Here is a 23635-nt window from a genome sequence, read left to right as displayed (position 1 = left end):
GTTGTGTAGAATCGTCGCCCATTTTCACGCGTCATTCATGGCCGACAGGCCCACAGTTCGAGCTCATTGAATGCATTCACAGGCCCATGACGTTAGTGCGCCCTCCTTGTTGGAAACGTTGCGCACGGGCACGGGCCTGCTGCATGTGGCGTTGGAACAGCGCCTGCCGTTTTTTTCCGAGCGCCTGGATGCCCAGTGGTATCGGCGCCTGCTGCAAGCGTACTACGGCTTTTATCAGCCGATGGAAGCGGCGCTGTATGACAGCGGTTTGATTCCCGATGGATATGAGCCTGTGTTGCGTGTGAAAACGCCAACACTGGTCCATGACCTGCACGCACTCGGCCTGACTGACCACGCCATCCATGCCCTGCCTCGCTGTACCCAACTCCCCGTATTAAACACGCCGGCTGCGTGTCTCGGCGCCCTGTATGTGCTGGAAGGCGCCACCCTGGGTGGCCAAGTGCTGCGCCGGGAAATGGCCCTGCGCCTGGATGTGAACGCCGACAACGGCGGTGCCTTTCTCAATGTATACGGCGCCGAGACCGGACGGCGCTGGAAAGATTTCCTCGATTATCTGAGCCGCCAGCCACTGGATACAGATGCCGCCGCGCGCGCGGTGATGGCGGCCCGTTCGACATTCAGCGGCTTTGAGCAATGGCTCGACAGCCAGGAGGTATTGCTATGAAACCCGAAGATTTTGAAGAGCTGCTTGCCAACTGCGCCGACGAACCCATTCGTTTTCCGGGGGCCATCCAGCCCCACGGCGTGCTGCTGACTTTGTCGGAACCTGGCCTGAACATTATTCAGGTAAGTGCCAACGTCGGTACGTTGTTCGGCCACGCCCCCGAGGCGCTGTTGGATCAACCGTTGCACAGATTGATTGGCGAGGAGTACGCCCAGGCCGTGCGAACCATGGCCGAGGACAGCGCATTCCTGGACTCGCCGCCCCTGCTGATCACCTTCAAGGGTGAGCAGTTCGAAGGCCTGTTGCATCGCCACCAGGGCGTGTTAGTGCTGGAATTCGAACCACGGCTCAAGGATTTCAAACCCCGAGCGCACAATGGCCGCACCAGCGATCTGGGCAAGATGCTGCACCGCCTGCAATCGGCAAAGACCTTGGAGGCGCTCTACGCCATCACCGTCAACGAAATCCAGGCCATGACCGGTTATGACCGGGTGCTCATCTATCGCTTCGAAGAGGAAGGCCATGGCCAGGTGATCGCGGAGGCCTCGGCGCCGTCAATGGAATTGTTCAACGGGCTGTTCTTCCCCGCGTCCGACATCCCCGAGCAGGCTCGGGAGCTGTATCGCACCAACTGGCTACGGATCATCCCGAATGCGTCCTACGAACCGGTACCGCTGGTGCCCAAATTGCGCCCGGACACCGGGCAGCCCCTGGACCTGAGCTTCGCCACCCTGCGCAGCGTGTCGCCGATTCACTGCCAGTACATGCAGAACATGGGCGTGTTGTCGTCCATGAGTATTTCGTTGATGAAGGGCGACAAACTCTGGGGCCTGATCAGCTGCGGCAACCGTGAGCCGCTGCTGGTACCTAATGACCTGCGCATGGCCTGCCAGACCATCGGCCAGGTGCTGTCATTGCAGATCAGTGCCATGGAGGCCCTGGAGCTGACCCGCCAGCGCGACGAGAAAGTCCAAGCGCTGGCGCTGCTGGACCTGGCGATGAAAGCCTCTGCCAATAACGTCTTCGACGGCCTGGCCCAACAAGGCCGAATGCTGATGGACCTGACCCTCTCCGGCGGCGTGGCGATCATCGAAGATAAACAACTGCACCGCTACGGCAATTGCCCGGAACCGGCGCAGATACGCGCGCTGCACAAGTGGTTGCAGGCCAACGGTGAACCGGTATTTTCCAGCCATAACCTGGCCTCGGTTTACCCGCCTGCCGCTGAGTTCCAGAGCGTGGCCAGCGGCGTGCTCGCCATGAGCTTGCCCAAGCCTGTGGATAACGGTGTGTTGTGGTTTCGCCCGGAAGTCAAAGAGAACATCCACTGGAGTGGCGACCCGCAGAAGCCGCTGAATCTGGAAACCTGCGACGCGGGCATGCGCCTTCGCCCACGCACCTCGTTTGAAATCTGGAAGGTGGAGATGGCCGGCATCTCCACCAAATGGAGCCATGGCGACCTGTTTGCCGCCAACGATTTGCGCCGCTCGGCCCTGGAGAACGACCTGTCCCGCCAAGTGCTGCGCGAGCAACAAGCGGTGCGTGCGCGGGACGAGCTGGTCGCGGTGGTTTCCCACGACCTGCGCAACCCCATGACCGTCATCTCCATGCTCTGCGGCATGATGCAAAAAGCCTTCAGCTCCGATGGTCCACACACCTCACGCCGTATCTCTTCCGCGATCGACACCATGCAACAGGCCGCCGGGCGCATGAATGTGTTGCTGGAAGATTTGCTCGACACCTCGAAGATCGAGGCCGGGCGCTATGTGGTCAAGCCGGTGGCGCTGGACGTCAGCCAGATCTTTGAAGAAGCGTATTCGTTGCTGGCCCCCCTGGCCTCGGAAAAAGGCATCGACCTGTCGTTCAATGTCGAGCCCGGCCTGCAGATCAAGGCCGACCCGGAGCGCTTGTTCCAGGTGCTGTCGAACCTGATCGGCAATGCGATCAAGTTCACCCCACGCCAAGGCAACATCGGCATCAGCGCCATGAGCAACGGTGAGGAGATTGTATTTTCGGTGCGAGACTCCGGTGAAGGCATTGCACCGGACGATTTGCCCCATGTGTTCGATCGCTATTGGACCCAGACTGAAAACAACCCCACCGGCAGCGGGTTGGGGCTGTATATCACCCAGGGGATTGTCCAGGCTCATGGTGGGCGCATCGAGGCCGAAAGTGAGTTGGGGTGCGGTAGTGAGTTCAGGTTTACGGTGCCAAAGCCTGCCTGAAACGCGCCCATTTTCTAAACCCAACATGCGGATACCTTTGGCCGGGAACGAACAACCCGGCCAATGCCACTGAAACGGTGCGCACTCAAAGGGAGTATTGGTGCGACAACAGTCCTCCAATTGAGTAAGGGGTTTACCGATGATCATTGGCAATTCGTTTGACAGCTTGAGCTATAACATCCAGCAAGGCATGAAAGCTAACCAGCCTTCAGCCAATCCCGCCCCCACCTCTTCGCCGATTGGCAGCCCCCCACAGGGGCAGGACACGCGACCAAAACCCAAAGATTCGGGTATGACCTCTCTCGGAGGAGGCAAACTGCTTTAAACCGTTAGGAGTCACCGGCAACGAGTGCAACGCAACGCGCTGCACTTGCGTTAACAAAACACTGACATCCTCTGCGTTATCCTTTCCAGTCCCACTTGGTATGAGCTGCATTCTTCATGGGTCAACCTGAAATCCTGCCTGCCGTGATCGCCGGCCCCTTGCTAAGACGCCTGGAACCACAGCGCCTGGTTATCTGGTTGGTGGGCAGTCGTGCCCTGCCCCTGTGCTTGCGGCTGCAATTACCCTCGGGCGAGGCGCTGGATATCCCGCTCGATGCAACGCACTGCCAAGTCGTGCCCGTCGGCCGCCATGCCGTTATCCACCTGATCGACATAGCCCTGAGCCACGCCCTGCCACAGGATGAAATCATCGGTTACGACCTGTTGATCGACGGCCTCGGCATTGCACAATGGGCACCGCACTTGCTGTATGGCGACGCGACTACGCCAAGCTTCGTGCTGCATAGCCGCATCCATCACTTGGTGCATGGCTCGTGCCGCAAACCCCACCATCGTGCCGACGAAGGCTTGCTGTGTGTCGACCGTCTGTTGGGGGACGCCCGCACACCGCTCGAACGCCCAGCCTTGCTGATGATGAATGGCGACCAGATCTACGCCGACGACGTCGCAGGGCCCATGCTGCGAGCCATTCACGGGCTGATTGCGCGCCTGGGCCTGTTCGATGAGTTTCTAGAGGGTGCGGTGGTGAGCGACAGCGCCAGCCTTTATGGGCATCGCGCCAGCTATTACCACCGGGCCGACCTGCTCCCTGCGCTGGACAGTAACGAGACCTTGCGCGAACGCTTTTTCGGCGGTGTGAAGAAACCCATCTTCACCAGCAGCACCGCCGACAATCACCTGGTGACCTTTGCCGAAGTGATCGCCATGTACCTGCTGGCCTGGTCGCCGGTACCCTGGACGCTGATCGCACCAGAACCGCCGCCGCTGAGTGCGCAAGAACAACAACGCTATGCCCGCGAACAGGTTCATATCGATCAGTTCCGCGACGGCCTGCCTGGGGTAGCGCGGGTGTTCGCGCACCTGTCGACGCTGATGATGTTCGACGATCACGACATCACTGACGATTGGAACCTCAGCGCCCAGTGGGAAGAAACCGCCTACGGCCACCCTTTCTCCAAGCGCATCATCGGCAATGCCTTGCTGGCGTATCTGTTATGCCAGGGCTGGGGCAACCAGCCCCAGGTGTTTGGCGAACTGCTGGACCAGACCCAGGCACTGACCGGCCGGGTACAGGCCAATCATCTCGAGGCGACGGCGCAAGACGCGTTGCTGGAGGCCTTGCTGAAATTCCAGCAGTGGCACTACGTATTGCCCACCACCCCGGCGCTGGTGGTACTCGACACCCGCACCCGACGCTGGCGCAGCGAGTTCACCCTCAAGCAACCTTCCGGCCTGCTGGACTGGGAAGCCTTGAGCGAACTGCAACAAGCGCTGCTGGACCATCCATCCGCCATCATCGTCTCGCCCGCGCCGGTCTTTGGCGTCAAGCTGATAGAGACGGTGCAAAAGGTCTTCAGCTGGTGCGGTTTTCCCCTGCTGGTGGACGCCGAGAACTGGATGGCCCACCGCGGCGCCGCCCAAGTGATTTTGAATATCTTCCGCCACTCACGCACGCCAGGTAACTACGTGATCCTTTCCGGTGACGTGCATTACTCGTTTGTCTACCAAGTGCTGATCCGCCACCGCAACGGCGGCCCCAAGATCTGGCAAATCACCAGCAGTGGCATCAAGAACGAGTTCCCGCCGCGCCTGCTGGAATGGTTCGATCGCCTCAACCGCTGGCTCTACTCCCCGCGCTCGCCCCTCAACTGGTTTACCCGCCGCCGCACCATGCAGGTGATGCCTTATATCCCAGAGCATGCCGAAGCGGGTGAGCGTTTGTGGAACTCGGCGGGCATTGGCCAGGTGTTTTTCAATGAGCAGGGCCAACCGCAGGCCATTTACCAGCACAACGCGGATGGAAGGCCTCGGACAAAGATGATGGCGCCAGAAAAATAGCGTTTCGCCACTCGTCATAAGCAGCACACCTGCCCTATTCAAAGCGCGCAAGCGCCGATGTACAGTAGCGCCAGCCACGGAGTATCGGCGTCAACCATGACTGGCCTTGGGCGCCAGCCCTCCGCAGGAAGCGCGCAGATGGACGATACATCCGGCAAAGAACCGCTACGCAATGAAGTGTCCGACCTTAACGTCGACCTGTTGCACGCCATCATGGAACTGGTCAGTGATGGCATCTGGGATTGGAACGCCAATACCGGCTTCGTCTACCGCAATCCCGGCTGGTACGAAATGCTTGGCTACTCCCACCACTCCCTGGAAAACAGCGTCTTCACCTGGGAGAACGTGATCCACCCCGAGGATTACCCTCGCGTGATGGCGGTGTTCGATGACTACATCAGCCAACGCGCCGCTCATTACCGGGCCGAATACCGTTGCCGAAAAGAAGACGGTACGTACCTCTGGATCGAGGACCGCGGCTACGTCATTGCCCGCAACCCCGACGGTTCCGTGGCGCGCATGGTCGGCGCACACCGCGATATCCATACGCGCAAATGCTCCATCGAACAGTTGCAAAAGCGCAACCAGTCTCTGGAAGCGCTGGTCGCGGAGCGCACCCTCGAGTTGTCGCGCGTCAACCAGCAACTGCAATTGCAACTGGACGAAAACCGCTCTTTGGCCGAGCGGGACGCCCTGACGCGCATCGCCAATCGGTATCGCCTGGAAAAGGTGCTGCTGGAGGAATGCGACCGCGCCGAACGCTTCCGCCTGCCCTTGGCACTGGTGGCCATGGATGTCGATGACTTCAAGCCGATCAATGACCAATATGGCCACGGCGTCGGCGACCAGACGCTGATACGGGTAGTGGAACACCTGGAAGCCTGCGTACGTAAAAGCGACTTGCTGGCGCGCTGGGGCGGCGACGAGTTTATGGTGGTGCTGCCCAAAAGCAGCCTGGACACGGCCAAAGAGTTGGCCGAAAGGATTCGCCATAAAATCAAGGCGGCGGCCCCCTTGGGCGCGTTGAACGTTACCCTGAGCCTGGGCGTAGTAGAGCGGCGCATGGGGGAATCGCCGGCGGCGCTGATGGCGCGGGCCGATCAAGCCTTGTACCGATCCAAGGCGGCGGGCAAGGATGGGGTGTCGGAATAGGCCGCAGCTCCTTCCAAGGTGGAATGACCCGGCAACTTTATTTCGTTTGCGGCAAGGCCAGGCGCGCGGCTTAGATAGCGCTGCGCCCACCACTGCCGAGTCCCCGAGTCATGAGCTACGCTAGCATCAGCCAGTCGATTTCCATCGTTCACCCCATCAGCCTGAGCCACGGTAAAAACGCCGAAGTCTGGGACACGGCGGGCAAGCGTTACATCGACTTTGTCGGCGGTATCGGCGTACTCAACCTGGGCCATTGCCACCCGGCCGTGGTGGCGGCCATTTGCGAGCAAGCCACCCGGCTAACCCATTACGCGTTCAACGCCGCACCGCATACGCCCTACATCGAGTTGATGCAACGTCTCAGCGCCTTTATCCCGGTGGGATACCCCGTCAGCGGCATGCTCACCAATAGCGGTGCCGAGGCGGCGGAAAACGCCCTGAAGATCGCCCGTGGTGCCACCGGGCGCACGGCGGTGATCGCCTTTGACGGCGCCTTCCACGGGCGCACCCTGGCGACCCTCAACCTCAACGGCAAGGTCGCGCCCTACAAGCAGAAGGTCGGTGTACTGCCCGGCCCTGTGTATCACCTGCCCTACCCCAGTACCGATAACGGCGTGTCCTGCGCCGAAGCGCTGAAGGCCATGGAGCGTCTGTTCAGCGTGGAGATCGACGTAACCGATGTGGCCTGCTTCATCATCGAGCCGGTACAGGGCGAAGGCGGTTTTCTCGCCCTGGACACTGAGTTCGCCCAGGCGCTGCGGCGCTTCTGCGACCAGCACAACATCCTGCTGATCATTGATGAAATCCAGTCGGGTTTTGGTCGCACCGGCCAGCGTTTCGCCTTCTCGCGCCTGGGCATCGAGCCGGACCTGCTGCTGCTCGGCAAAAGCATCGCCGGCGGCATGCCGCTGGGGGCGGTGGTCGGGCGCAAGGCGCTGATGGACAACCTGCCCAAAGGCGGCCTGGGCGGTACCTACTCGGGTAATCCCATCGCCTGTGGGGCGGCGCTGGCGACCCTTGAGGTGATGAGCGACACAAACCTGCACGCCTGGGGCGTCGCGCAGGCGGCCGCGATTGTGGGCCGCTATGAAGCCTGGCGCGCACAGCAACTGTCGCCCTACCTGGGCCGCCTCACCGGTGTCGGCGCGATGCGGGGCATTGAACTTGCCCATGCCGACGGCACACCCGCCCCCAAGCAACTGGCGCAACTGCTGGAGCTGGCGCGAGAGGCTGGCTTGTTGCTGATGCCCAGCGGCAAGTCGCGGCACATCGTGCGCTTGCTGGCCCCGCTGACCATTGAGCCTGAGGTGTTGGAGGAAGGTCTGGATATTCTCCAGGCGTGCCTCGAAGAACTGGACGATTAACATGTATCAACAGGTTCGACGCTGCTCCACTCAGTCGTTGAGCTTGTTCGTGAAGTCCGGGCGAGGTGGATGACCGTTGATAAGATTCCCGTTGTGGATATGTACGTATTTCTGTACGTTAAACCCACCCAACAAGGAGCCCCCATGGAAACTATCAACTACACCAACGCCCGAGCCCATCTGTCCGAAACGATGGACCGCGTCAACGATGATCACGTCCCACTTCTACTGACTCGACAAAAAGGCGAGCCCGTGGTGATGATCTCGTTATCAGAGTTCAATGCTCTGGAAGAGACGGCTTACCTGCTGCGCTCGCCTAAAAATGCCGAACGTCTCATTAACTCAGTCAACAGCTTACGAGCAGGCAAAGCCAAGCCAAGGCGGTTGATTGAAGAATGAAAATACTCTTTACCCCTGAAGGCTGGGACGACTACCTCTGGTTTCAACAGAACGACAAAGCCGGGCTCAAGCGCATCAATCTCTTGATCAAGGCCATACAAAGAGACCCGTTCGGCGGCGTGGGGAAGCCTGAACCCCTCAAACATAACCTGAGTGGTTTCTGGTCTCGACGAATCACCGCGGAGCATCGTTTGGTTTATGGCATCGAGGATGATGAAGTACAAATATTGATGTGCCGCTACCACTACTGAAATTATTCTGACGCCCCAGCCACCTTGACCTGATCCCCCCACCCGCTGAAAATGCCCGACGTTTTTTGTCTCTCCGCATACTACGCAGTGAAATTTTAATGTCTGATTCCTACACCGAAAAATCCGCCGAAGAATCCGTAGTCGCCCTGCACGCCAAAGCCGAATACGAAAACGCCATCAATCTTTCACAGCATGTGCCAGCCGCCAAGATCATCAGCGAGATGGTGCTGGACGCGTTTCACACCTCCAAGGAAAGCGACCAGATCCGCGAGCTGCGCGTTGCCATCCGCCAGGCCCACGATGCCTTCGATGATGACAAGGCCTATGAGCTGATGGGCCAGCTCAAGCAATTGAAAGACGCCGAAGCCGCAGACAACGCCGCCCTGGAACACCTGAGCAGTCAGTTCTCGATCAGCCGCATCCTGTCCAGCTTCAAGGACGACCCCGAGTTCCAGGAACTGGTCTATGGCCTGGCCCTCAAGGTGCTTAACCAGTCGCACCAGGCCATCAGCAACCCGAGCGCCGGCAAGGGCAAAGCTGCACGCACCAAGAAAGACACCGAAGTGTTTGTAATCAGCAAAGATGGCATCAGCGTCACCCTGCCGCTGCGCACGCCGCGCTCCAAGCTCAATGTGGACCGCGAAGCACTGGAGTTCCTGGGCTTCACCTTTGTAGGCGAAGGCAGCGAGGCGGAGCTTGCGAGCGAAACCTTCATCGACAACAGCGGCGCCGAGCAGCCGATCACGCGCAAGAGCATCGTGACCGCGCTGCAACAGCAAAGCGCCTTTGACGGCTACGCCATCGCCGCCCAGTAAGTGCCCAACACTACAAACTTCGCAGGGTCAAAAGAGCCTGCTCGACCTGGGCGAGAGTGATATGCCGGCCCACCGAGGCACGCACAAAGTGTGTGACGCCCAGGTCCTTAAGCAACAACGGAGTGTGAGCGGTGGTGCCTGCCCACAAGTTGAGCCCCAGCTCGCGGGCTTGGCCGACAAATGCCTTGGCCGGCAGGTTGTGCGGCACAAACGAGACAATTCCAGTCTGCTCGAACTGGTCGCACATTAGCGTCAACTGCGGCAGGCGCCGCAATTCCTTCGCCAGCAGCGCATAGGGCTCTGTACTCACCTGCCCGCCGCCGACCTGCACATACTCCTGCAGCGCCGTATGCATGCCCACCTGAGCCGAGAGGCTTTTTTCAGCAATTTCCAGCACCCGCGCACTGGCCACGTCCAGCCGGTTGACCTGGCCATCGGTGCTGGCGGCGTGCAAGTCGGCAAAATTGAGCTGCAATTGGCCAAGCAAGCGTGGCGACACGTAAGCAACCCCACTGCCACGGGGCCCGCAGAGAAACTTGCGGCCCGCACCTGTCAACAAATCACAATGGATATCCCGCACATCCAGCGGTAACTGCCCCAACGACTGGCAGGCATCCACCACATACAACGCATTCGCGTCCTTGAGCAACGCGCCCAGCGCTTCCACCGGATTGATCACCCCACAGCACGAAGGCAGGTGCGACACACTGACCAGGAACACATCATCGTCCAAATGACGCCGCACCCACTCCAGATCCAGCGGGCTGGTGGCCGTGGTGGGGATCACTTCGACGCGAATGTCACTCGATAACTTGAGGTAGTTGAAGAAGATCAGGTTGGCCGCGTACTCAGAAGTTGACACCCAGACCCGCTTGCCCCGGGGAAATTGCAGTTTGCCGAGGATGCTGGTCCAGGCTTCGGTGGCACTGCTGAAAAAACCAATCTGTGAAGGCTGAGCATTCAACAGCCCGGCCATCACTCGGTACAGGTCGACGTTGAGCAACTCTTCATAGGCAAGCTCGGCTTCATAGCTGCCTATCTGCGCTTCAATGGAGGTAAAACGCTGTATAGCATTGAGCGTGGCCGACGACATCAGGCCCGCACCGGCGGTGTTCAAATGCACCCTATTCATTTCATGCTTCCTTGTTCCACAAAACAGCCGATCCTTTCATCACGCCCACTGCCACTGCGAACAACAGCAATACCGTACCCGCCAGCAGCCACGGCGACGGCAGGGATGGCTGTGACATCAGCATGAACGCCAGCGGCGGTGTGATCATCACGCCGATATTCACCCCCGCCGAGTAATAGCCGAGGTTGCGGTCAACGGTGTGACGGCTGGAGATACTGCTGACGTAGTGGGTGATACCGGGGAACACAACCATCTCCCCCAGGCTCCAGAGCACGGTGGCGGCCAGCAACAATGCACCGATATGGCTGAAGCCCATCAGGAAAAACCCTACGCCGGCCATCAGGAAACCCGCCACCAGTGAGCGACTGCTCGACAGGTGCGACATGCGTTGGTTAATCGGCACTTCGAATAGAATCACCAGCAGTGCATTGATAAAAAAGATGATGCCGACGTAGTAGGCCGGCAACTCGGTGTAGTTGATGATGTAGGCCGACAGAAACGTTGGCGGCAGCGCATAGGCGATGTGCACCGGCAACGCTGCCAGCAGAATCACCAGCAAGCGCGAACGCTCGTGCATTGCGCTTTCCGGCAGCCCATTGCCTTTACTGGCAACGCCAGCCCCTTGTGTCACCGGCACCGTACGCCCAAACCACAGGCAGGCGATAAAGGCGACAAGGGACAACGCCGCGTTGAGGTAGAACACCGCATCGGCGTTACTCAGGAAAATCAGGCTGCCCAAGAGCGGCCCGATTGCCATGCCGATGTTGATCGCCAGGCGGTTGCAGGAGAACGCCACTTTGCGCGATTCGCTACTGCTGTGAGCCACTGTTTCGGAGAACGTGGCGGGGGTGAATGCTTCGTAGCAGCCCCCCCATAGAAACGACAGCACAAACAACACCACGGTGTTATCCACCGACGGAATGATCAGCAGCAGCACCGCATTGAGCAGTAACGAACCGAGGATCACCCGATTGGCAGAAAAACGCTTGATCACCCCGCCGATGATCAAGTCCACAAACAACGCACCCGCGCCATACACGCCCACCAGCAAACCTGCGGTGCCCGCCGATACGGCGTGCTGATGAATCAGGTACGCCGCATAGAAAGGGAACGCCATGGTGCCCATGCGGAACACCAAGGTGATCAGGAACAGCAACTGCAAGCGGGCATTGAGCCCACGTAAAGCGCGATAGGTGCCCATCATCAGCGGATCACATAGACGTGGTCTTTGTTCTGGCGAATCTGCTCGTAATCCTCGTCGATACTGCGCTGGCTCTCCGATACCAGAAACACCCGCAGAGGGCTGCTGAGCAGGTCCACGGTCTTTTTCATCAACTTACCGGCCTTGTATTTGACGCTCAGCTTATGCACCGAGGGCAGCGCCTCGATCAGTTGGATAGCTGAGTCGTTGAAGCCAGTGACCTCACCTTGCAGCGTAGTATCGGTGTTGATGACACAGGCTTCCTTGAGCTTTTGATAGCGCTTGCCGGCATAGTTTGCCTTGAACGCCTCACCATCGCAGTACGCCAGATAGGTGAGCTGCGCCTGGTTGCCGCCCAGGCTGATGTCGTGGAATCGGGGCTCCATGTTGCCGTTCAAGCGAGCACCGACTTCTACCAGCGCAGGGCCGGCTTCAGTGAGGATCACTTCCGAATGGGCTGGGCCGTTATTGATACCCAACGCCTTGAGCGCCTGCACGATGTAATCGACCAGTACGTTGGCCTCGGCACTGTCCGGCGCAATCAGAACGTCACGGTCATAGATGTTCTTGCCGCCACTGATTTCACGCTTCACATAACGCCAGATCCCACAGACGTAGGCCTGCCCATCACGGCTGACGGTATCGACGATATACTCCGGGCCCTTGAGGTAGGACTGGCAAAGAATTTCGGTGTTGGCCAGGCCGAAGATATCCAGGTTGGATATGACTTCCTCACAGGCGCGCTTGACGTCCTCGACGTTGTGGCAGATCGAGACGCCGTCTGTCGAAGCCGAGCTCAGCGGTTTGATCACGCACGGAAACACATGGCCGGCCTCTACCCAAGCCAGCAGTTGCTGGGGGTCCGAGGATTTGATCTGGCGGGCGGTCAACAGGCCCGCGGCCGCGACTTTATTGATCATCTCAAACTTGTCGCGGCGCGCACGTGACCCCGCGCTGCCGTTGGAAGTGGACAACTGCAGTTGTTCGCTCAAGTAGTCGGCAAATGGCACGCCTGGCTCCTGGCCAGCAATGACGGCGACTACGTTGAATTCGCGCAGGCGTTGCACGATCTCTTCAGCGTTGTCGTTGAACGCCAAATTGTGTTCGAACTCCGACAGATTCGGCCCGAGCATGCTCGGCATCAACTCTGGGGTACTCTGTACATGGATCAGGCTGAAGCCCGCATCCCGAAAATATTGCGGCAGGAAATTACCGCTCGAGTAGACATCCACCAATGCGACGTACTGCTTCATAAGAATGTCCTTTTTCAGTAATGAGTGGCGGTTTCAGAGGCCCGTGGCGAAGCCACGTCATCCAGCGCCAGGAAAATGTTCTGCGGAAACTCAGCCACACGGTGCAACAGGTGCAGGTACCAATTGATGCCATACACCGCCGACACGCGGGCCTTGACCTGACCCTGGTTTTTCACCTTCTGAATCAATTCAGGGCGCACACCGTGAAGCATCTCCAGCTCGCCTCGGTCGGCGATGCGGCTGGTGAGGATTTCTTCAACCAGCTGTGGGTCCTGGGTCGCGAAAGCGAACGGGCCACGGCCGCCATTGATTCGGTCCAGCAACCCCAGGTAACGCTCGTTGAGCGCATTGCCACGCGGTAAAGCAATCGCGGCAGGCTCAGCATAGACGCCTTTGACCAAGCGTACTTTGCAGCCAGTTTCCAGGACCGCCCCGAGGTCATCCGGGGTTCGATTCAATTGCGCCTGCAAGGTGATACCCACGTTGGGAAAGCGCCCGCTCAGTTGCAGGAAGATATCGAGGATCGAATCCGTCCATTGAGAACGCTCCATACTGATGATCACACCGATATCCTTATCGGCTGCATGGGTGAGGATCTTCGAGCAGTTCTCAATCGCCAGTTCGCGGGAAATGATGGTGCCGACGTTGGACAGGTCGAACCCCAACTGCGGGGGTTCTTCAAGCTTGGGATGCTGTGCAATCAAGTCGATGAGTTTCAGGTACTCATCGGTAGCCGCGGTGACCTCGGCTAATGTCGTCGCTTCCTCGCCAACGAACTCGACACCGGTGCGATAGCCTTTCTCCAGCAGGGCCCCAAGCTTATCAAGCATCTCCAGGCGATCTTCGGAGATGATGTAACGAAGAGCGGCGGGCCGCAGGAAATCGCGCAGCGTCTCGCTCTGCAGGAACAAATCGCGATAGGTTTTGTTTGCCGCCAGTTTCTTCAGGGCCAGGGTTGCCAGCAGGCTGTTGTCGGTCGTGTTCATGGCATTAAACCCCGTAGGACTGGTTGAGCATACGACGTGCGAAACTCGAATCGTCGGTGTGGTTGGCAATCTTGTGAGCGCGGAACTTGGACGCGTAACTGAGCAACGTTTCCTTGTGGCGGCTCTGCCGATCACGGGTAAAGATCCCGGCCCACAGGTTGTCCCAGCGCGCGTACTCAGGGTGAGTCATCAGCAGCTTATGAGCCTTGCGCATATTCCAGTGGGGAATGGACGGATGTAGGTGGTGCACGAGGTGGTAATTGTCGTCGTGGCGACCGAAAAAGAAGTTCTCCAAAACATTGCCTTTACGGTTGCGGGTCAGCAACAACTTGTCGGTCTCAACCGCCGGCATCGGATAATGCTCGGCCAACTCGATGATCCAGCCTACGGCTACGGCGGTGGTAAACAGCGGCACCAGCCAGAACAACACCCATTCAGCGACCACCCCGAACCAGGCGACCACAGCAAAAATTACCGCCCAATAAGCCCACATCATCATGCGTTCCTTGCGGATGCGCGGGTCTTGCCCCTGGACACGGTCCTTGACCACATACTTGATGTACTGAAGGGTTCTGTAGCCGGATAGCGCCATCACGACGTTCTTCAAGAAGAACTCGCGCTCGCTTTGTTGAAGGTCATACAGGCCGCACTTGAGATGGAAATTGTAGTCAGGGTCTTTTTCTGGATGCCCCAAGTGCACGTGGTGGTTCTTGATGTGCGAAGTGCTGTAGGACTGGTACAAGTGGAAGACCAGATACCCAGAAAGAAACGTACCGGCAAACCAGTTGATCGCACGGTTTTTTGCCAACACCTTGTGGGTTGACTCATGTAGTACGTTAGTCAAAGCACGTTGGGTGGTGCCGATTAGAAACAGCGAAACCGGGTAGAACCAATAGCTGACGCCCAACGACAGGTAAATGGCAAACGCAATAATTGCATAGTCCTTACCCAGTGCGATGGCCCAGTGATAGTTATCTTTTTTACACAAGTGTTTAAGCATCCCGAATGTTTCCCGGGAAATACCGGCAGCGTATTCGCTAGCAGGTTCTTTGTTTTTATCGACCAGCATAATCACTCCATAATTAAGCGGCGCGCTGCAGCACTCGATCCGCGCAGGGCGAAGATGATTTTTTGAGTGCTGCGCCTATTGTTTTTTTTGCCTGAGCTAGACTCATCGGCTGCAAAAAAACTAAAGCACCGCTTAACAGTGAACAAGCTGCCCTTTTAGACAGGTAGCGCCAAATCACGCGCGCACGCGCGCGCTCGCCGATGAAAATTCATCGGCGAGCGCGGTATTTTTACGAGGGAGGCCTGCCAATCAGGCCTGTTCGCGGATGTAGCCCAGTTGCAAGGCTTTACGGATTGCGGACTTGCCGTTGGTGACATTCAACTTGCTGAAGATATTCTTCATATGAAACTTTACCGTACGCGGGCTCATGGAGACCAAGAGCGCTATTTCGTTATAGGTCTTGCCCAGACTGGTCCAGGACAATACCTCTGTTTCGCGAGGCGTCAGCACGGTTTCCCGTACAACAGGGGCAAGCGAGGTTGCACCACTTTCCAGCGCCTCGTCGTAAACCGAGACCAGCAGCATCTGCAGTTCGCTTTTGTTGGCCAGCACTCTTTCGCGAAACTGTTGATGCTCTCCGAAACTGCACAGGTTGAGAATGGAATAAAAACCCTGGTTGCCATGCACAATAAAACTGGCGCCCTCGCCCACAGGCGCACACGGCCCCGGCACCGGCACCGCTTCTGCCGCAGGGGCCAGGATGTTTTCATCGCTCCAGAAAAACGGTTTTATGCGGCGCTTGGACAAGGACAACAAATGACCGCGTTGGTAAAAATCATCCGCCGCGTCACCGCGGTCCAGCGCATCGGGGTAATTGGTGATGATTTCCGCTTCGTCCAGCGTCGGCCCGCATTGATAAACCTCGAAATGCCCGAGGCCACGTCGACTCAGCTCGGCATCGAGCAATTGACGCACATCAGCGGGCTGAATGAGCGTGTTGTTATTGGCTTGACCATCGCTTCGCATGAATATCATCCCTGATGAGTGACAACGGGGTGAAGCTAGCGATCTGACGGAAGTGCTTCAATCCGGAAGCTTCTGATCAGAGCCGACCCACTCCGTAGGAAATTTCTCTAAACAGGGGAAAGAATGAAACACGCCTGACGGCCTTGTCCAGTGCTTCCGATGGCGAACCGACCGTGAGCAGCTATAGCGCCGCCTGATCAGACCACCTGCGTCGCAAAGGCCTCGCGAAAACGCTCCATCTCCCGCGAGTTGCCCACCGTCACCCGCACCCAATGCGGCCAGTCCTTCCATACCCGCCCAACCAACACATTCTGCGCCGCCAACTGCTCAATCACCTGCTCTGCCGGCCGCTTCACGTCGATCATGAAGCAGTTGCTGTGGGAGACGGTGCAGCTAAAGCCCCGGCCCTTGAGCCACGCGATTGTTTCATCGCGCAACCTGGCATTGAGCGCTTTGCGTTGGCCCACCAGTTGCGCGTCTTCCAGGCTGGCACGGGCGGCCAGCAAGCTGGCGCCGGCCGGGACGTTGTCGCCGCCAAACACCGCCAACCGCTCCAGCAACGCCGGGTGGCCGATCGCCAGGCCCAGGCGCGCACCGGCCATGCCGTAGATCTTGGAGAAGGTGCGCAGCACCAGCAGGTCGTCGTGGTCGTTGACCCAACTCACGCAACTGGGGGTATCGCAGAATTCGATATAAGCCTCGTCCACCACCAGCACGCTGCCCTTGGGTTTGTGCGCCAGGGCCCGCCGGATGGCATCGGTCGAGGTCAGGGTGCCGGTCGGGTTGTTGGGGTTACACAGGTACAACATGCCGGCCTGTGGGTCAGCCGCGAGCATGGCGGGCACATCATGGGCATGCTGGGCATCCAGGTTCACTTCATGCACCGGCGCCTTGATCGACTCGGCCGCCTGGCGCGGGACTTCGTAGGACGGCGTGGCCATCACCAGGCCGCGGGTCTGGCTGGCAAACGCCAGCACTGCGTAACGCAAGGCAGCCATCGAGCCGGCAAACACCCCGACGTTGTCTTCGGCTATACCCTGTTGTTGGGCGAACAGCGCGGCCAATGCGTACATATCGGGGTAAGGGTAACGTCCGGACGCTGCAATCGCGCGCTGCATTGCCTGGCGAGCCGCGTCTGAAGGGCCGTAGGGGCTTTCGTTGTAATTGAGCAGCACCTGGTCAGATTTTGTCGGCGCTGGGCTGGCGAGGGCCCATTTGAGCTGCCCCATCACAGGCAGGGCCGCGCCCAGCGCGAGAAGGGATCGACGACTGACACGCACCATGGTGACTACTCCTTGTAGAGGCGCGAGGGATTCGCGCAGGCCGTATAGAAGACTATGACGAGAAAGCCGTTGCCTGATTTACCACCAAGGCGTATCCCTGCACTCAGCACTTTATTGTTATAGCGGGCGCATGCAACACTTTCACTGCCGCGAACCTTCAAGAACGGGTTCTGCCGGCATGGACTGATGACTAAATGGAAGTGGTGAGCACTTGATACACAGACGGGAAAAAACCGAGCACTTGAAGAGCAACATCAAGTACTTGATCAAGAGTCGTGGCGAAACCCAGCTTTCGTTAAGCAGTGCCGCCGGCCTGACCAGGACCACCATCTACAACATCCTGGAAGGCAAGGTCGTTAACGTACAGCAGTCGACCATTCGCAAAATCTCGGACTTCTTCGGCGTCTCCTACGAAGAAATCGAGACCATCAGTTTTGAGGCCAAGGAAGTCATCGAGAGCAATGTTTCCCCACTGGGTAACAAGAACCCGGCGGCAGTGCCTGTGCTCAAGGAAAGCCTGCTCATGCAGAACCTGGGCAAGCGCATCGGTGAACTGGCCACGCTTCATCCGCTGACGTATTACTTCGGCAGCGCCTGCAACTTGATCGGCGTGCGCCTGGAGCACGGGATTCCGGGCCTCAATGAACCGGGGGACTTGCTGATCGTGCAGAAAGGCTCGTCGAGCGACGATAAAGAAAAGCTGGTGTACGACCGCGCCACCAAGAAGCTGTTCATCACCCTCGAACCCTGCGGGAACTCAGAGCGTTTGTGTGTCATCGGCGACATCCTTGAGGAGCGCTTCAATGACAACGTCTGAGGGCGCCGTGGAAAACAGCAAATACAAGTTACTGGGCTTTGAAAACGACAAACGCCTGGCGGTGATCATGGTGATCGCCACGGGCAAGGTCCTCAAGATCAAGCTGAGTGAAGTGCTCAGCAGTGAAATGATGGACAACTTCAACAAGATGGAAATCAAGAACCTGTACAAAAAGTTCTACTCCCAAGGCGGGACACTGACCGCCTACGATATAAACGACCGCAATGAAAACTCCTGGATGATCTACATCATCCTGAACTTGCTGCTGTTCACCTTCTATATCTTCACCAGCATTGCCGCGACCAAACCGATTTACCTGGAGTCGTTGGGCATCATCGTCACGCCGGGCACGTTCCTGTACCCACTGACCTTCTTGATCGTGGACTTGCTCAACGAGAATTTTGGCTTGCGCCTGGCCAGGCGAGCCATTCTGTTTGCGTTTGCCAGCAACGCGATGATCATCATCCTGCTGTATGGCTCCACGTTCCTGCCGGGGCTACCGGGCTGGAAGCTGGATGGGCCTTATACCGACGTGATCCTGCAAGTGTCGTCGGTGCTGGTGGCCTCTTCGGTGTCGTTCCTGGTGTCGGAGAATATAAATTCCTATTTGCTGTGCAAGATCAAGGAGCTGACCAACTCCAGGTACCTATACCTGCGGATATTCCTCAGTACGTTCTTTGCAGTGATTATCGACAGCTTCCTGTTCTGCTTTATCGCCTTCTACGGGGCGATGCAGACCAGCGACATACTCAGCATGATCTATGTACAGATCGCGATCAAAGTCGGCTTTGCGTTCTTCAACATCCTGCCTGCCTACGGGGCACGTTCATTGTTCAAGCGCTATCAATAATCCTGTAAGAGCGAGCTTGCTCGCGAAGAACCCGAGCGCGCCGCGTTCAACCCGATGCGCTGCGTTATCGTTGACGTTCTTCGCGAGCAAGCTCGCTCCTACAAGGGTTATTTCAGCTGCAACTTGTGCTTGAGGCTCTGCATGACAGTTGTCTTGTTCTGCAGGTAGTCATTCAAGCCCCGAGCGCGCAGGTTGCACGCGTCACACTCGCCACAGCCGGTACCGATGATGCCGTTGTAGCAAGTCAGCGTCTGCTCGCGCACCAGCTCCAGTTGCCCGTGGTAGTCGGCCAGGGCCCAGGTTTCGGCCTTGTTCAGCCACATCAACGGGGTGTCGAGGCGCACGTCGTATTCCATGCCCAGCTTGAGGGCCTGGTTGAGTGCTTTGACAAACTCATCCCGGCAATCGGGGTAGCCTGAGAAGTCGGTTTCGCACACACCGGTGATGACGGTCTCGGCCTTCACTTGGTAGGCGTAGATCGCAGCCAGGGTCAGGAACAGGATGTTGCGCCCCGGCACAAAGGTACTCGGCAGGCTTTCACCCGAGCTGTTCACGGTCGGTACCGGGATGTTGTCGCGCGTCAGGCTGCTGATCGCCAGCTCATTGAGCAGGGACACATCCATCACTTTGTGCACAGTGGCCCCCAACTGCTTGGCCAGCTTCTGGGCCACTTCGATTTCTGCCACATGGCGCTGGCCGTAATCAAAGGTAATGCAGTGCACTTCGTCATACAGCGGCAGGGCCTGGATCAGACAGGTGGTCGAATCCTGCCCGCCACTGAAGACCATCACGGCTTTTTTACTCATTGCATTGCTTCCTGCATTTGTAGAATTGGGATGTAGGAGTGCGCTCGCTCGCCAAAAACGTCAACGATAACGCAGCGTATCCGGTTTAGCGCAGCGCTCAATAAAAAACCCCGCACGACTTTCGAAGGCGGGGCTTTTTTACTGCAAGACCACTCAGTGGGCGTAGGTCAGCAACAGCTCTTTCGGCACTTGGAAATCCAGGGACATCATCACGCTGAGCGCGGTGATGGTGAAAATCGAGAACACGAACAGCTTGCGCGCCCAGACGGTGTCATCCACCGCCTTGTAGCCGGTCCAGGCCATGTACAACCAGTACATGCCCATGGCGGCGGCGACGGCGAGGTAGCTCATGCCGGCGTAGCCACTGAAGGTCAACATCAAGGTCGCCACGAGGAAGGCCAGGATGTAGAGCAGAATATGTTTCTTGGCCACCTGGATGCCACGCTTGACCGGCAATACCGGAATCGACGCAGCCAGGTAGTCATTGAAGCGGAAAATCGCGATGGCGTAGGAGTGCGGCATCTGCCACAGGCTGAACATCACCAGCAGCACCAGCGCGGCCATGTCGAAGCTATTGGTCACAGCCACATAACCAATCACCGGCGGCATCGCCCCCGACAGACTGCCCACCAGCGTGCCGTGAACCGACTTGCGCTTGAGGTACAGGCTGTAGAGACCGACGTAGATGACAAAGCCAATCACGGCAAACAGCGCCGCCAATGGGTTGGCCACCTTGTACAACAGGGCCACACCGGCAACACCCAGGACGGTCGCAAAGATCAGTGCCAGCTTCAGGGAAATAAGCCCCTGGACCAGCACGCGATTCTTGGTGCGCTCCATCTTGATATCGATGTCACGGTCGATGCAGTTGTTGAATACGCAACCGGAAGCAACCACCAGGGACGTACCGATCATTGCAGCCAGGAAGATGGCCAGATCGACATGTCCCTTGGAGGCCAGGAAGAAACCGCCCGCCACAGAAAGCACGTTACCGAAAATGATCCCCGGTTTGGTGATTTGGATAAAGTGCTTAAGCGACATCGGGTCTTACCTCACTTCGCCATCATGTAGGTGTGGATGCTGAACATGATCCACAGCGACAGACCAACCAGCAGAACGATCACCAGGCCTGCGAACACAAACGCGATCACGTTCTCGCGCTGCTCTTTGGAGCGGTCCAGGTGCAGGAAGTACACCAGGTGAACCAGAACCTGAATCACCGCGAACGCCAGGACGATCATCAAGGTGATCGACTTGGGCAAGGTTGGGTACATCACCAGGCCGAACGGGATCAGGGTCAGGATGACCGACAGGATGAAGCCGATGGCGTAAGACTTTACGCTGCCGTGGCTTGAATCGTGGCTGTCATGGGAGTGTGCATTAGCCATTACAGAGTCCCCATCAAGTAAACGACGGTGAATACGCAGATCCAGACCACGTCCAGGAAGTGCCAGAACAGGCTCAGGCAGCTCAGGCGGGTCTTGTTGGTGTTGGTCAGGCCGTGCTTATTGACCTGATACATCATCACTGCCATCCACAGCAGGCCAGCGGATACGTGCAGACCGTGGGTGCCGACCAGCGTGAAGAACGCCGACAGGAAACCGGAACGGTGCGGGCCGTAGCCTTCGGAGATCAGCAGGTGGAACTCGTTGATCTCCATGCCGATAAAGCCCAGGCCGAACAGGAAGGTCAGGCCCAGCCAGCTCAGTACGCCCTTCTTGTTGCCCTTGTAGAAGGCCAACATGGCGAAGCCGTAGGTGATCGAACTGAACAACAGCAAGGCGGTTTCGCCGAGCACGTAAGGCAGTTCGAAGATGTCGTGGCCCGACGGGCCACCCGCTACGTTGTTTACCAGTACCGCGTACACCGCGAAGATCGACGCAAACAAGATGCAGTCGGTCATCAGGTAGAGCCAGAAACCGTAGACGGTTATTGGCCCCGAGTCGTGGTGGTGGTCATCGTGCCCATGGTCATCGACATGGGCGTGTCCAGCATTGGTCACTAAGTTCGACATGGTTTAAGCCTGTTCCAACGAGGTTTCTACACGGTTGGCCGGGATCTTCTTCTCGGCTACCAGGCGAGCGTGCTGCTCGGCTTCGATGCGTTCGATCGTTTCGACCGGCACCATGTAGCCTTGATCATCACGGGCAGCGTGAATGATGAAGTAACCGATAGTGCCCACCAGGCTCGCGATTGCCAGCCACCAGATGTGCCAGATCATCGCGAAACCGAACACGGTCAACAGCGCACCCATCACCACGCCAGTGGCGGTGTTGTTTGGCATGTGGATCGGCTCGTAGTGCTTGGGCTTCTGGTACGCAGTACCGTCTTCCTTGGCTTCGGTGAACGCATCAATGGTGTTCGCAGTAGGGATCACGGCGAAGTTGTAGAACGGTGGTGGCGACGAGGTCGACCATTCCAGGGTGTGGCCGTTCCATGGGTCGCCGGATTCGCACATGTTCTGCTTGCGATCACGCACGCTGACATACAGCTGGATCAGCTGGCAGGCGATGCCCACAGCGATCATCACCGCACCGAACATGGCAACGTACAGGTACGGTACCCACTCAGGGTTGGTGGTGGCGTTCAGACGACGGGTCATGCCCATGAAGCCCAGTGCATAGAGCGGCATGAACGCGACGAAGAAGCCCGAGATCCAGAACCAGAACGCAGCCTTGCCCCAACCTTCGTGCAGCTTGAAGCCGAACGCTTTCGGGAAGTAGAAGCTGAAACCAGCGATGTAGCCGAATACCGCACCACCGATGATCACGTTGTGGAAGTGAGCGATCACGAACAGGCTGTTGTGCAGCACGAAGTCAGCACCCGGGATGGCCAGCAGTACGCCGGTCATGCCGCCGATGGCGAAGGTCACCATAAAGCCCAGGGTCCACAGAACCTGGCTGGTCATGCGCAGACGACCGTGGTAGATGGTGAACAGCCAGTTGAATAGCTTCACCCCCGTCGGGATGGAAATCAGCATCGTCGCCAGGCCGAAGAAGGCGTTGACGCTGGCCCCCGAGCCCATGGTGAAGAAGTGGTGCAGCCATACCATGAAGCCCAGTACGGAGATTGCGCCCGAGGCGTAGACCATCGAGTGGTGACCGAACAGGCGCTTGCCGGTAAAGGTCGAGATCACTTCGGAGAAGATACCGAACGCCGGCAGGATCAGGATGTACACCTCAGGGTGACCCCATGCCCAGAACAGGTTCACGTACATCATTGGATTGCCACCAAGTTCATTGGTGAAAATGTGGAAATCCAGGTAACGGTCAAGCGACAGCAGCGCCATGGTAGCGGCCAGGATCGGGAACGAAGCCACGATCAGCACGTTTGCCCAGGTGCAGGTCCAGGTGAAGATCGGCATGTCCATCAGTTTCATGCCAGGGGCGCGCATTTTCAGGACGGTGGCCAGGAAGTTGACCCCCGTCAATGTCGTCCCGAGCCCTGATAACTGTAGCGCCCAGATGTAGTAGTCCACACCCACGCCCGGACTGTATTGCAAGCCCGACAATGGCGGATACGCAACCCAGCCGGTCTTGGCGAATTCGCCGACGCCCAGGGAAACGTTGATCAGCACCACGCCGGAAACCAGCAGCCAGAAGCTCAGGGAGTTCAGGAACGGGTAGGCAACGTCACGCGCACCAATCTGCAGCGGCAAGGCAAGGTTCATCAAGCCGGTGAAGAATGGCATCGCCATGAAGATGATCATGATCACACCGTGAGCGGTGAAGATCTGGTCATAGTGTTCAGGTGGCAGGTAGCCAGGCGAACCCTCGGTGGCCATGGCCAACTGGGTACGCATCATGATGGCGTCGGCAAAACCACGCAGCAGCATGACCATGGCAACGATGACGTACATGACGCCGATTTTCTTGTGGTCGACCGAGGTCAACCACTCGGTCCACAAGTAGGACCACTTCTTGAAATAGGTGATACCCGCAACCAGCGCCAAACCACCCAGCGCGATCATGGCGATAGTCACCATTACGATCGGCTCGTGGAATGGGACCGCGTCCCAACTTAATTTACCAAACATCG

Annotated in this window: 22 protein-coding genes; 10 read left to right on the top strand and 12 right to left on the bottom strand. The window is 58.1% G+C overall.

Going from position 1 to position 23635, the window contains the following annotated elements:
- Positions 1-70: 70 nt before the first annotated feature.
- The 8 genes from AC4PS6_RS28015 to AC4PS6_RS27980 all read left to right on the top strand — a co-directional run bounded on the left by AC4PS6_RS28015 (position 71) and on the right by AC4PS6_RS27980 (position 9234).
- Positions 71-685: a biliverdin-producing heme oxygenase gene (locus tag AC4PS6_RS28015; protein WP_003194034.1), complete on the top strand. Its 615-nt coding sequence runs from the start codon at positions 71-73 to the stop codon at positions 683-685.
- Positions 682-2910 carry an ATP-binding protein gene (locus AC4PS6_RS28010; protein ID WP_014719849.1) on the top strand — a complete coding sequence of 743 codons (2229 nt, stop codon included), beginning with the start codon at positions 682-684 and terminating at the stop codon, positions 2908-2910. Before AC4PS6_RS28015 ends, AC4PS6_RS28010 begins: the two co-directional genes overlap by 4 nt.
- 441 nt (positions 2911-3351) lie before the next feature.
- Positions 3352-5253, top strand: coding sequence for an alkaline phosphatase D family protein (locus AC4PS6_RS28005; protein ID WP_014719850.1), 1902 nt, complete (start codon positions 3352-3354; stop codon positions 5251-5253).
- Positions 5254-5391: 138 nt separating this feature from the next.
- Complete coding sequence (locus AC4PS6_RS28000; RefSeq protein WP_019817488.1) at positions 5392-6405, top strand: sensor domain-containing diguanylate cyclase; 1014 nt, start codon at positions 5392-5394, stop codon at positions 6403-6405.
- A gap of 110 nt (positions 6406-6515) precedes the next feature.
- A complete protein-coding gene (locus tag AC4PS6_RS27995; protein ID WP_336827160.1) occupies positions 6516-7769 on the top strand; it encodes a 2-aminoadipate transaminase in 1254 nt (417 codons plus the stop codon).
- Positions 7770-7913: 144 nt separating this feature from the next.
- On the top strand, positions 7914-8168 hold the full coding sequence (locus tag AC4PS6_RS27990) for a type II toxin-antitoxin system Phd/YefM family antitoxin (RefSeq protein ID WP_003194039.1): 255 nt from the start codon (positions 7914-7916) through the stop codon (positions 8166-8168).
- Positions 8165-8419, top strand: a complete 255-nt coding sequence (locus AC4PS6_RS27985) for a Txe/YoeB family addiction module toxin (RefSeq protein ID WP_014719853.1) — start codon at positions 8165-8167, stop codon at positions 8417-8419. Before AC4PS6_RS27990 ends, AC4PS6_RS27985 begins: the two co-directional genes overlap by 4 nt.
- Positions 8420-8517: 98 nt before the next feature.
- The gene (locus AC4PS6_RS27980) at positions 8518-9234 is read left to right on the top strand and encodes a hypothetical protein (RefSeq protein WP_201914312.1); all 717 of its coding nucleotides are present in this window, start codon (positions 8518-8520) and stop codon (positions 9232-9234) included.
- 10 nt (positions 9235-9244) lie between these two features.
- Here AC4PS6_RS27980 and AC4PS6_RS27975 read toward each other — a convergent pair whose 3' ends face one another.
- From AC4PS6_RS27975 to ptaA, 7 genes are all read right to left on the bottom strand, one after another.
- The gene (locus AC4PS6_RS27975; protein WP_014719855.1) at positions 9245-10366 is read right to left on the bottom strand and encodes an aminotransferase class V-fold PLP-dependent enzyme; all 1122 of its coding nucleotides are present in this window, start codon (positions 10364-10366) and stop codon (positions 9245-9247) included.
- Position 10367: 1 nt separating this feature from the next.
- The gene (locus AC4PS6_RS27970) at positions 10368-11570 is read right to left on the bottom strand and encodes an MFS transporter (protein ID WP_019817486.1); all 1203 of its coding nucleotides are present in this window, start codon (positions 11568-11570) and stop codon (positions 10368-10370) included.
- Complete coding sequence (locus AC4PS6_RS27965; protein ID WP_014719857.1) at positions 11570-12820, bottom strand: ATP-grasp domain-containing protein; 1251 nt, start codon at positions 12818-12820, stop codon at positions 11570-11572. Before AC4PS6_RS27965 ends, AC4PS6_RS27970 begins: the two co-directional genes overlap by 1 nt.
- Positions 12821-12834: 14 nt before the next feature.
- Positions 12835-13806: a proline dehydrogenase family protein gene (locus tag AC4PS6_RS27960; protein ID WP_020302012.1), complete on the bottom strand. Its 972-nt coding sequence runs from the start codon at positions 13804-13806 to the stop codon at positions 12835-12837.
- A gap of 4 nt (positions 13807-13810) precedes the next feature.
- Entirely contained in the window at positions 13811-14875 is a 1065-nt protein-coding gene (locus tag AC4PS6_RS27955) for a fatty acid desaturase family protein (RefSeq protein ID WP_020302013.1), read from the bottom strand.
- A 249-nt stretch (positions 14876-15124) separates the two neighbouring features.
- Positions 15125-15841, bottom strand: a complete 717-nt coding sequence (locus AC4PS6_RS27950) for a helix-turn-helix transcriptional regulator (protein WP_020302014.1) — start codon at positions 15839-15841, stop codon at positions 15125-15127.
- Positions 15842-16038: 197 nt separating this feature from the next.
- On the bottom strand, positions 16039-17124 hold the full coding sequence (gene ptaA, locus AC4PS6_RS27945) for a pyoverdine biosynthesis transaminase PtaA (RefSeq protein WP_014719861.1): 1086 nt from the start codon (positions 17122-17124) through the stop codon (positions 16039-16041).
- Positions 17125-17335: 211 nt separating this feature from the next.
- Here ptaA and AC4PS6_RS27940 point away from each other — a divergent pair, with 211 nt between their 5' ends.
- Together AC4PS6_RS27940 and AC4PS6_RS27935 are read left to right on the top strand one after the other, a co-directional pair.
- Positions 17336-17941: a helix-turn-helix transcriptional regulator gene (locus AC4PS6_RS27940; RefSeq protein WP_003194047.1), complete on the top strand. Its 606-nt coding sequence runs from the start codon at positions 17336-17338 to the stop codon at positions 17939-17941.
- Positions 17928-18791: a queuosine precursor transporter gene (locus AC4PS6_RS27935; RefSeq protein WP_014719862.1), complete on the top strand. Its 864-nt coding sequence runs from the start codon at positions 17928-17930 to the stop codon at positions 18789-18791. The genes AC4PS6_RS27940 and AC4PS6_RS27935 overlap by 14 nt, the downstream gene beginning before the upstream one ends.
- A 107-nt stretch (positions 18792-18898) precedes the next feature.
- Here the strand turns inward: AC4PS6_RS27935 and queC are convergent, their stop codons facing one another.
- From queC to cyoB, 5 genes are all read right to left on the bottom strand, one after another.
- Positions 18899-19597, bottom strand: a complete 699-nt coding sequence (gene queC / locus AC4PS6_RS27930; RefSeq protein WP_014719863.1) for a 7-cyano-7-deazaguanine synthase QueC — start codon at positions 19595-19597, stop codon at positions 18899-18901.
- Positions 19598-19750: 153 nt separating this feature from the next.
- Positions 19751-20638 carry a heme o synthase gene (gene cyoE, locus AC4PS6_RS27925; protein ID WP_019817484.1) on the bottom strand — a complete coding sequence of 296 codons (888 nt, stop codon included), beginning with the start codon at positions 20636-20638 and terminating at the stop codon, positions 19751-19753.
- 11 nt (positions 20639-20649) lie between these two features.
- Positions 20650-20985, bottom strand: a complete 336-nt coding sequence (gene cyoD, locus AC4PS6_RS27920) for a cytochrome o ubiquinol oxidase subunit IV (RefSeq protein WP_003194051.1) — start codon at positions 20983-20985, stop codon at positions 20650-20652.
- The gene (locus AC4PS6_RS27915; protein ID WP_003194052.1) at positions 20985-21611 is read right to left on the bottom strand and encodes a cytochrome o ubiquinol oxidase subunit III; all 627 of its coding nucleotides are present in this window, start codon (positions 21609-21611) and stop codon (positions 20985-20987) included. Before AC4PS6_RS27915 ends, cyoD begins: the two co-directional genes overlap by 1 nt.
- Before the next feature lie 3 nt (positions 21612-21614).
- Positions 21615-23633, bottom strand: a complete 2019-nt coding sequence (cyoB, locus tag AC4PS6_RS27910) for a cytochrome o ubiquinol oxidase subunit I (RefSeq protein WP_003194053.1) — start codon at positions 23631-23633, stop codon at positions 21615-21617.
- Between the last annotated feature and the right edge of the window lie 2 nt (positions 23634-23635).

It is taken from the genome of Pseudomonas sp. DW-iso17, from assembly GCF_058725345.1.
This window is presented reverse-complemented; position numbering and strand designations above follow the sequence as displayed.